Raw genomic sequence first — 9,595 nt, forward strand, 5'->3', positions numbered from 1 at the left:
CCTCAAAAACACCATCATACACTAAATCAGTAAGTTGGCTGCATCACCAAACCATTCTTGCGACGCCTGCCGTTTAGTAGGCTTTTTTTATCACCAGAAGACCGGGAGCCTTTATGTCATCTGAAAAACTGTATTCCCCACTGAAAGTGGGCGCAATCACGGCAGCAAACCGTATTTTTATGGCGCCACTGACGCGTCTGCGCAGTATTGAACCGGGTGACATCCCTACCCCGTTGATGGCGGAATATTATCGCCAACGCGCCAGCGCCGGTTTGATTATCAGTGAAGCCACACAAATTTCTGCCCAGGCAAAAGGCTATGCCGGTGCGCCAGGCATTCATAGCCCGGAGCAAATTACCGCATGGCAGAAAATCACCGCTGGCGTCCATGCTGAAAACGGTCACATTGCGGTGCAACTGTGGCACACCGGGCGCATTTCTCACGCCAGCCTGCAGCCAGGTGGTCAGGCGCCAGTGGCACCGTCTGCGCTTAGTGCTGGCACTCGAACTTCTCTGCGTGATGAAAACGGTCAGGCAATCCGTGTCGATACGTCCATGCCGCGTGCACTGGAACTGGAAGAAATTCCTGGCATCGTTAATGATTTCCGCCAGGCCATCGCTAACGCTCGCGAAGCCGGGTTTGATCTGGTGGAACTCCATTCTGCTCACGGTTATTTACTGCATCAGTTCCTTTCACCTTCTTCAAACCATCGTACCGATCAGTACGGCGGGAGTGTGGAAAATCGCGCACGTCTGGTGCTGGAAGTGGTCGATGCCGGGATTGAAGAATGGGGCGCCGATCGCATTGGTATTCGTGTTTCACCAATCGGTACGTTCCAGAACACCGATAATGGTCCGAATGAAGAAGCCGATGCGCTGTATCTGATTGAGGAACTGGGGAAACGCGGCATTGCTTATCTGCATATGTCCGAACCAGACTGGGCTGGCGGCAAACCGTATACCGATGCTTTCCGTGAAAAAGTACGCGCCCGTTTCCGCGGCCCGATTATTGGCGCAGGCGCATACACGGTAGAAAAAGCCGAAACACTGATCGGCAAAGGGTTAATTGATGCAGTGGCGTTTGGTCGCGACTGGATTGCAAACCCGGATCTGGTCGCCCGCTTGCAGCGCAAAACCGAGCTTAACCCACAGCGTGCTGAAAGTTTCTATGGCGGCGGCGCGGAAGGTTATACCGATTACCCCACGCTGTAATCCAACATTGCGAGCGGCGCAAAGCCGCCGCTATACTAAAACAACTTTTTGAATCTGTTAGCCATTTTGAGGATATAAAGATGCGTCTTCTTCATACCATGCTGCGCGTTGGCGATCTGCAACGTTCCATCGATTTTTATACCAACGTGCTGGGCATGAAATTACTGCGTACCAGCGAAAACCCGGAATACAAATACTCACTGGCGTTTGTTGGCTACGGCCCGGAAACCGAAGAGGCGGTCATTGAATTGACCTACAACTGGGGCGTCGATAAATACGAACTCGGCACCGCTTATGGTCATATTGCGCTTAGCGTCGATAACGCCGCCGAAGCGTGCGAAAAAATTCGTCAGAACGGCGGTAACGTTACCCGTGAAGCTGGTCCGGTAAAAGGCGGTACTACGGTTATCGCGTTTGTGGAAGATCCTGACGGTTACAAAATTGAATTGATCGAAGAGAAAGACGCTGGTCGCGGTCTGGGCAACTAATCTCCTGTCGGGCGTGCACTCATCACGCCCGCATCTTACTGCATCGGCAAATAATATTTGTCATAATGCGCGCTGCAATTTTTCCGTATTAAGAGAATCTGATGTCCGATAACGCTCAACTTACCGGTCTGTGCGACCGTTTTCGTGGTTTTTATCCTGTTGTGATTGATGTTGAAACAGCCGGGTTCAATGCCAAAACCGATGCGCTGCTCGAGATTGCCGCCATCACCCTGAAAATGGATGAACAAGGCTGGCTGATGCCGGACACCACATTACATTTCCACGTCGAACCGTTTGTCGGCGCTAATTTGCAGCCGGAAGCCCTCGCCTTTAACGGCATTGACCCGAACGATCCAGAGCGTGGCGCGGTCAGTGAATACGAGGCGCTGCATGAAATTTTCAAAGTTGTACGTAAAGGCATTAAAGCGAGCGGCTGTAACCGTGCCATTATGGTGGCGCACAATGCTAATTTCGACCACAGCTTTATGATGGCCGCCGCAGAACGCGCCTCACTGAAACGTAATCCATTCCACCCTTTCGCCACTTTCGATACCGCGGCGCTGGCTGGCCTGGCGCTTGGGCAGACGGTGTTGTCAAAAGCTTGCCAGACCGCAGGTATGGAGTTTGACAGCAACCAGGCGCACTCCGCACTGTACGATACCGAACGCACTGCCGTGCTGTTTTGTGAAATCGTCAATCGCTGGAAACGTCTGGGAGGCTGGCCGCTGCCTGTCGCCGAAGAGGTGTAATCGAGTCGATGCCTGATGACATGCCATGATTCAGGCATCTATAGTGAGGCTATTCCACGCATCATGTATGATACTCACGGGGAATAGCGCCAATGGCAGATAACCCAAATCCCACATCATCCCTGCCGGACCTTTTTTCATCGGCAACCCACAACTGGTTTCTCCGTGCATTCAGGCAACCGACCACCGTCCAGTCACAGACCTGGAATGTAGCGGCGAGAGGCGAACATGCGCTGGTAATTGCGCCGACTGGCTCCGGGAAAACGCTGGCGGCTTTTCTCTACGCCCTTGATCGACTTTTCCGCGAAGGCGGAGACACCGCCAGTGAAGCACACCAGCATAAAACCTCGCGTATCCTCTACATTTCGCCAATTAAGGCCTTAGGTACCGATGTTCAGCGCAATTTACAGATCCCATTACAAGGCATCGCTGATGAGCGACGTCGGCGCGGAGAACCGGAAGTGAATATCCGTGTGGGTATCAGAACTGGCGATACTCCCGCACAGGAACGCAGCAAACTAACCCGCAATCCCCCGGATATTTTGATCACTACGCCAGAATCCCTCTATCTGATGCTGACCTCCCGCGCTCGCGAAACGCTACGCGGCGTCGAAACGGTAATTATTGATGAAGTCCATGCCGTGGCGGGAAGTAAACGCGGCGCACATCTGGCATTGAGTCTGGAACGACTTGACGCATTACTTAATATATCAGCACAGCGAATTGGTCTTTCTGCCACGGTACGTTCAGCTAACGACGTCGCGGAGTTTCTCGGCGGCGACCGCCCGGTTACGGTAGTCAATCCTCCAGCAGCAAGGCATCCGCAGATCCGCATCGTCGTACCGGTCGCCAATATGGATGATGTCTCATCGGTCGCCAGAGGCACTGGCGAAGACAGCCACGCAGGCAGAGAAGGCTCCATCTGGCCATATATTGAAACCGGCATCCTTGATGAAGTTTTGCGCCATCGCTCGACCATTGTCTTTACTAATTCCCGCGGACTGGCAGAAAAACTGACGGCTCGGCTGAATGAGCTTTACGCCGCACGATTACAGCGCTCCCCGGCTATCGCCGCTGATGCGGCCCATTTCGAGTCGACCACTGGCGTAACCTCTAACCGCGTCCAAAGCAGCGATGTTTTTATTGCCCGTTCACATCACGGTTCCGTCTCTAAGGAACAACGCGCCATAACAGAGCAGGCGCTAAAATCGGGTGAATTGCGCTGCGTGGTCGCAACCTCCAGCCTCGAGCTGGGGATTGACATGGGCGCGGTAGATTTGGTTATTCAGGTGGCAACGCCGCTTTCTGTTGCCAGTGGTTTACAGCGTATTGGGCGCGCCGGGCATCAGGTTGGTGGCGTTTCTAAGGGACTGTTTTTCCCCCGTACCCGGCGCGATTTAATCGATTCTGCAGTCATTGTGGAGTGTATGTTTGCTGGCAAACTGGAGAATCTGACTCCGCCGCATAATCCTCTCGACGTGTTGGCGCAGCAAACCGTTGCCGCCACTGCGATGGATGCCTTACACGTTGATGAGTGGTACGCCCGCGTCCGCCGCGCTGCACCGTGGAAAGATTTGCCACGGCGTATTTTTGACGCCACGCTGGATATGCTCTGCGGTCGCTACCCATCCGGTGACTTTTCCGCTTTCCGACCAAAACTTGTCTGGAACCGGGAAACCGGAATATTAACCGCGCGACCCGGCGCACAACTACTGGCAGTGACCAGCGGCGGCACGATACCTGATCGTGGCATGTACAACGTGCTATTACCGGAAGGCGAAGAACAGAGCGGCTCGCGGCGTGTCGGCGAACTGGACGAAGAGATGGTGTATGAATCACGGGTGAATGACATTATCACTCTGGGCGCGACCTCATGACGGATCCAGCAAATCACCCGAGACCAGGTGATCGTTACCCCTGCGCCAGGTCGTTCTGCCAGACTTCCTTTCTGGCGTGGCGAGGGTAACGGCCGTCCTGCGGAATTGGGGGAGATGATCGGCGATTTTCTCCATCAGTTGGCGAATAACGAATTCTTTGCCGGAAATATTCCTCCGTGGCTGGCGGAAGAAAATACGCGCGCCAATATTCAGGGACTAATTAACGAACAGCGCAATGCTACGGAGATTGTCCCAGGAAGCCGCCATCTGGTCCTCGAACGCTGTCGTGATGAAATTGGCGACTGGCGGATTATTTTGCACTCGCCTTATGGCCGCAGAGTGCATGAACCGTGGGCATTAGCAATTGCCGGGCGGATACATGCACTGTGGGGCGCAGACGCCTCTGTCGTCGCCAGTGATGACGGCATTGTTGCTCGTATTCCTGACACCGATGGCAAACTACCTGACGCCGCTATTTTCCTGTTTGAATCGGAAAAACTACTGCAAATTGTCCGCGAAGCAGTGGGCAGCTCAGCCCTTTTCGCCGCCCGCTTTCGTGAATGCGCCGCCCGGGCATTGCTGATGCCAGGTCGCACTCCGGGGCATCGCACCCCGCTCTGGCAACAACGACTACGCGCCAGCCAGTTGCTGGAAATTGCCCGGGGATATCCCGATTTCCCGATCATTCTGGAAACCCTGCGCGAGTGCCTGCAGGATGTTTATGATCTTCCCGCGCTGGAGCGTCTAATGCGTCGCCTGAACGGCGGCGAAATTCAAATCTCTGATGTGACAACCTCCACACCCTCGCCTTTTGCCGCTAACCTGTTGTTCGGTTACGTTGCGGAGTTTATGTACCAGGGTGATATCCCACTGGCAGAAAGACGGGCATCGGTGCTGTCTCTGGACAGTGAGTTGTTGCGCAATTTACTCGGGCAAGTCGATCCTGGTGAATTGCTTGATCCTCTGGTGATTCGTCAAGTTGAAGAAGAGTTGCAACGGCGAGTTCCCGACAGAAAAGCGAAAGGAGAAGAAGGTCTGTTCGACCTGCTGCGCGAGCTGGGGCCAATGACCGTTGATGACCTGATGCAACGACATACGGGCAGCCGTGAAGAAATTGAGACGTATCTGGAAAATCTTCTCACGGCAAAAAGAATCTTCCCGGCGATGATTGCTGGTCAGGAGTGTCTGGCCTGCATGGATGATGCCGCCAGGTTACGAGACGCCCTCGGCGTAAAATTACCGACATCATTGCCGGAAATCTACCAGCACCGTGTCAGCCACCCGCTTCGCGATCTCTTCTTACGCTATCTCCAGCACCATACCCTTGTGACGACTGAACAGCTTGCCCGTCAAACTGGTCTCGGCATTACTGTTGTCGAAGAGCAACTCCATCAATTACGTGAACAGGGATTGGCGATGAATCTGCAACAAGACGTCTGGGTAAGCGATGACGTTTTTCGTCGTCTGCGTTTACGTTCGCTGCAGGCCGCCAGAGAAGCCACACGCCCGGTTTCGACCATCGTCTATGCACGTTTATTGCTGGAACGTCAGGGCGTACTTCCCGCCACCGATGGGAGTCCGGCGCTTTTTACCTCAGCATCAGTGGGCGTTTATGAAGGTGTGGACGGCGTCATGCGAGTTATCGAACAACTTGCCGGCATCGGTTTACCCGCCTCGCTGTGGGAAAGTCAGATCCTGCCCGCCCGCGTGCGCGATTATTCGCCCGAGATGCTCGATGAACTATTGGCGACCGGTGCGGTTATCTGGTCCGGGCAAAAAAAATTAGGCGACGATGACGGTCTGGTAGCGCTGCATTTGCAAGAATATGCTGCAGAATCGCTTACTGTTATAAAAAGCGATGACTCAACACGTTCAACCATTCAGCAAGCGATTATCGCCGTGCTGGCTGGCGGCGGCGCCTGGTTTGCCCAGCAAATCGGTCAGCGGGTGCGTGAAGAGTGCGGTCAACAAGTCGATGCTTCAGCGTTACAAGAAGCACTGTGGGATTTAGTCTGGCAAGGGATGATAACCAGCGATATCTGGGCGCCTTTGCGCGCGCTTACTCGCAGCGGTTCAAACGTCCGCTCTTCGGCACGTCGCGGTGGTCGATTACGCCGGGGCCGCTCTGGTTGTGCCCCAGCGGCCTTGCCAGTGGCGCCGCTGGTTTCTTACAACGCACCGAAACTGGCCGGGCGTTGGTCATTATTGCAGGTGGCGGCACTGAACGACACCGAACGGATGTTGGCACTAACGGAAAATATGCTCGACCGCTATGGCATCATCAGCTGTCAAGCGGTGATTTCCGAAAATATTCCTGGCGGTTTTCCATCAATGCAGACGCTTTGCCGCAGTATGGAAGATTCCGGGCGGATTATGCGCGGTCGATTTGTCGACGGTCTGGGGGGCGCACAATTTGCTGACCGTCTGCGCGATTTGGTCACATCTGCCACACAGCCGCAACAATACACACCAGTGGCGCTCTCTGCCAACGATCCTGCGAATGTGTGGGGAAATCTGCTGCCCTGGCCTGCACATCCGGCGACGCTGGTTCCAACGCGTCGGGCCGGTGCGCTGGTGGTCATTTACGGCGGCAAGCTGGTGCTCTATCTGGCGCAAGGCGGTAAGAAAATGTTGGTCTGGCAGGAAAAAGATGAATTACTACCGCCTGACGTTTTTCAGGCGCTGGCAACCGCGCTGAGACGCGAACCACGATTGCGCTTTACACTGACAGAAGTGAATGATCAACCGGTGCGGCAAACACCAATATTTACGTTGTTGCGGGGAGCGGGATTTTCCAGCTCGCCACAGGGGCTGGACTGGGGATAGGAAGGCTCTGACGGATGTTGATTTCACATCCGTCAGTATTGCGGGGCTGATTATTCAGCGTCCGGTTCTTCAGACTTATATTTAGCGGCAGTTTCTTTGATCAACTGCTGCAGCTCGCCACGCTGATACATTTCGATCACGATATCACAGCCGCCTACCAACTCGCCGTCAACCCACAGCTGCGGGAAAGTCGGCCAGTTTGCGTATTTCGGCAGTTCCGCACGAATATCCGGGTTCTGCAGGATATCAACATAGGCAAAACGTTCGCCACATGCGGCAAGCGCCAGGACTGCCTGGGCAGAGAAACCACAGCTTGGCAGTTTCGGTGAACCTTTCATGTATAGCAGGATCGGGTTTTCAGCAATCTGGCGTTGAATTTTTTCGATAGTGGTGCTCATTGTCTTGCTTCCTCAAACTTCTTGACGGCAGTAATCTGACATTGTAGCGGGTCAGTGCGGCAACGGAAAATAACATTTTCATCACGCTTTTGCTATTTTATCCCTTCGCCATATAAGTTGCATTCCAAATATCCATTTCTATTCTGACACGCTGCAAACTGACGTATTTGTGACCATTTTTAGCTTTCGCTGCTGCTTTTTTTGCGCTCGCCGACGAAACGTATTTTTTAACAATAAAAGCTATTAACTTTCTCTTCCTCTATGCATTAGAATCATCGGGTTTTGTAAATCAGACGCAGGCATGATAGACCTGCCTTAACAGAGGGACGCTCAGTGGCGCGGATAAACCGTATTTCGATCACGCTCTGTGCTTTACTTTTTACCACCCTGCCTTTTACGCCTATGGCCCATGCTTCCAAGCAAGCCAGGGAGAGCTCTGCCACCACTCATATCACCAAAAAAGCAGACAAAAAGAAAAGCACGGCAACCACCAGGAAAAGCAATAAAGCCAGCCAGAAAACAGCCAAAAAAGCCGCCAGTAAAAGTACGACCAAAAGCAAAACCGCTTCTTCCGTTAAAAAATCCTCCGTTACCGCTTCTAAAAACGCCAAAACTCGCAGCAAACACGTTGTCAATAAAACGGCGTCAGCCAGCTTTACGGAAAAGTGCACCAAACGTAAGGGTTATAAATCGCATTGTGTGAAAGTCAAAAATGCCATACCTGGAACCATTGCCGACGCGCACAAAGCAAAAGTACAAAAAGCCACAAAAGTGGCAATGAATAAACTGATGCAGCAAATTGGCAAGCCGTATCGTTGGGGCGGCAGCTCGCCACGTACCGGTTTTGATTGCAGTGGACTGGTTTATTACGCCTATAAAGATCTGGTGAAGATCCGCATTCCGCGCACCGCCAATGAAATGTATCACCTGCGCGACGCGGCACCAATCGATCGCAGTGAACTGAAAAACTGTGATCTGGTCTTCTTCCGCACCCAGGGCCGTGGCACCGCCGATCACGTAGGCGTGTATGTCGGCAATGGCAAGTTTATTCAGTCTCCGCGCAGTGGCCAGGAAATCCAAATCACTTCTTTAAGCGAAGATTACTGGCAGCGCCACTATGTTGGCGCTCGTCGGGTAATGACCCCCAAAACACTTCGCTAAAACTTTACCCTGTTGTTACGGCAACAGGGTAAGTTCATCTTTTGTCTCACCTTTTAATTTGCTACCCTATCCGTACTCACAATAAGGCTATTGTGCGTATACCAATTAATAATAAAGGAGAGTAGCAATGTCATTCGAATTACCTGCACTACCATATGCTAAAGACGCTCTGGCACCGCACATTTCTGCGGAAACCATCGAGTATCACTACGGCAAACATCATCAGACTTACGTCACTAATCTGAACAACCTGATCAAAGGCACCGCGTTTGAAGGTAAATCACTGGAAGAGATTATTCGTAGCTCTGAAGGTGGCGTATTTAACAACGCTGCCCAGGTCTGGAACCACACTTTCTACTGGAACTGCCTGGCGCCAAACGCGGGTGGCGAACCGACAGGTGAACTGGCTGACGCTATCGCCGCGTCTTTTGGCAGCTTTGCCGATTTCAAAGCACAGTTTACTGATGCTGCCATCAAAAACTTCGGCTCCGGCTGGACCTGGCTGGTGAAAAATAGCGACGGCAAACTGGCTATCGTTTCTACCTCTAACGCCGGAACTCCGCTGACCACCGATGCAACTCCGCTGCTGACCGTTGATGTCTGGGAACACGCTTATTACATCGATTATCGCAATGCTCGCCCTGGCTACCTGGAACACTTCTGGGCGCTGGTGAACTGGGCGTTCGTGGCGAAAAATCTCGCCGCATAATCACTGATGGCAAATGCAACATTGCCTGATGCACTACGCTAATCAGTCCTGCGCAAATGAGGCGTTAACAGTGTATCCGGCGCAATAAATTGCATTTTATCAGTAACCTGTAACGCAGAAGGTACGCCTTCTGCGTTTTTGTTTTATTAACTGTTGGCAACACCAACTGCTTCGGG

The 9,595-nt window shown here is 52.9% G+C and carries 6 protein-coding genes and 1 pseudogene; 6 read left to right on the forward strand and 1 reads right to left on the reverse strand.

Features of this window, described 5'->3' with window-relative positions:
• The first annotated feature begins 113 nt into the window (after positions 1-113).
• The 4 genes and pseudogenes from nemA (at position 114) to EA14781_RS20660 (ending at position 7,151) form a co-directional block, all read left to right on the forward strand.
• Positions 114-1,211 (forward strand): N-ethylmaleimide reductase, encoded by a 1,098-nt coding sequence (gene nemA / locus EA14781_RS20645; RefSeq protein ID WP_000093615.1) that lies wholly within the window; start codon positions 114-116, stop codon positions 1,209-1,211.
• 80 nt (positions 1,212-1,291) lie between these two features.
• A complete protein-coding gene (gene gloA, locus EA14781_RS20650) occupies positions 1,292-1,699 on the forward strand; it encodes a lactoylglutathione lyase (RefSeq protein WP_001237802.1) in 408 nt (135 codons plus the stop codon).
• Positions 1,700-1,800: 101 nt separating this feature from the next.
• Positions 1,801-2,448, forward strand: a complete 648-nt coding sequence (rnt, locus tag EA14781_RS20655; protein ID WP_001282295.1) for a ribonuclease T — start codon at positions 1,801-1,803, stop codon at positions 2,446-2,448.
• 92 nt (positions 2,449-2,540) lie between these two features.
• A pseudogene (locus EA14781_RS20660) lies at positions 2,541-7,151 on the forward strand (ATP-dependent helicase).
• A gap of 50 nt (positions 7,152-7,201) precedes the next feature.
• Here the strand turns inward: EA14781_RS20660 and grxD are convergent.
• Positions 7,202-7,549 (reverse strand): monothiol glutaredoxin 4, encoded by a 348-nt coding sequence (gene grxD, locus EA14781_RS20665; RefSeq protein ID WP_000108169.1) that lies wholly within the window; start codon positions 7,547-7,549, stop codon positions 7,202-7,204.
• Positions 7,550-7,882: 333 nt separating this feature from the next.
• Between grxD and mepH the strand changes: the two genes are divergently transcribed.
• Entirely contained in the window at positions 7,883-8,710 is an 828-nt protein-coding gene (gene mepH / locus EA14781_RS20670; protein ID WP_000101160.1) for a peptidoglycan DD-endopeptidase MepH, read from the forward strand.
• A gap of 127 nt (positions 8,711-8,837) precedes the next feature.
• Positions 8,838-9,419, forward strand: a complete 582-nt coding sequence (gene sodB, locus EA14781_RS20675; RefSeq protein WP_000007275.1) for a superoxide dismutase [Fe] — start codon at positions 8,838-8,840, stop codon at positions 9,417-9,419.
• The last annotated feature ends 176 nt before the right edge of the window (positions 9,420-9,595 follow it).

It is taken from the genome of Escherichia albertii NBRC 107761 = DSM 17582, assembly GCF_000759775.1.
GTDB lineage: Bacteria > Pseudomonadota > Gammaproteobacteria > Enterobacterales > Enterobacteriaceae > Escherichia > Escherichia albertii.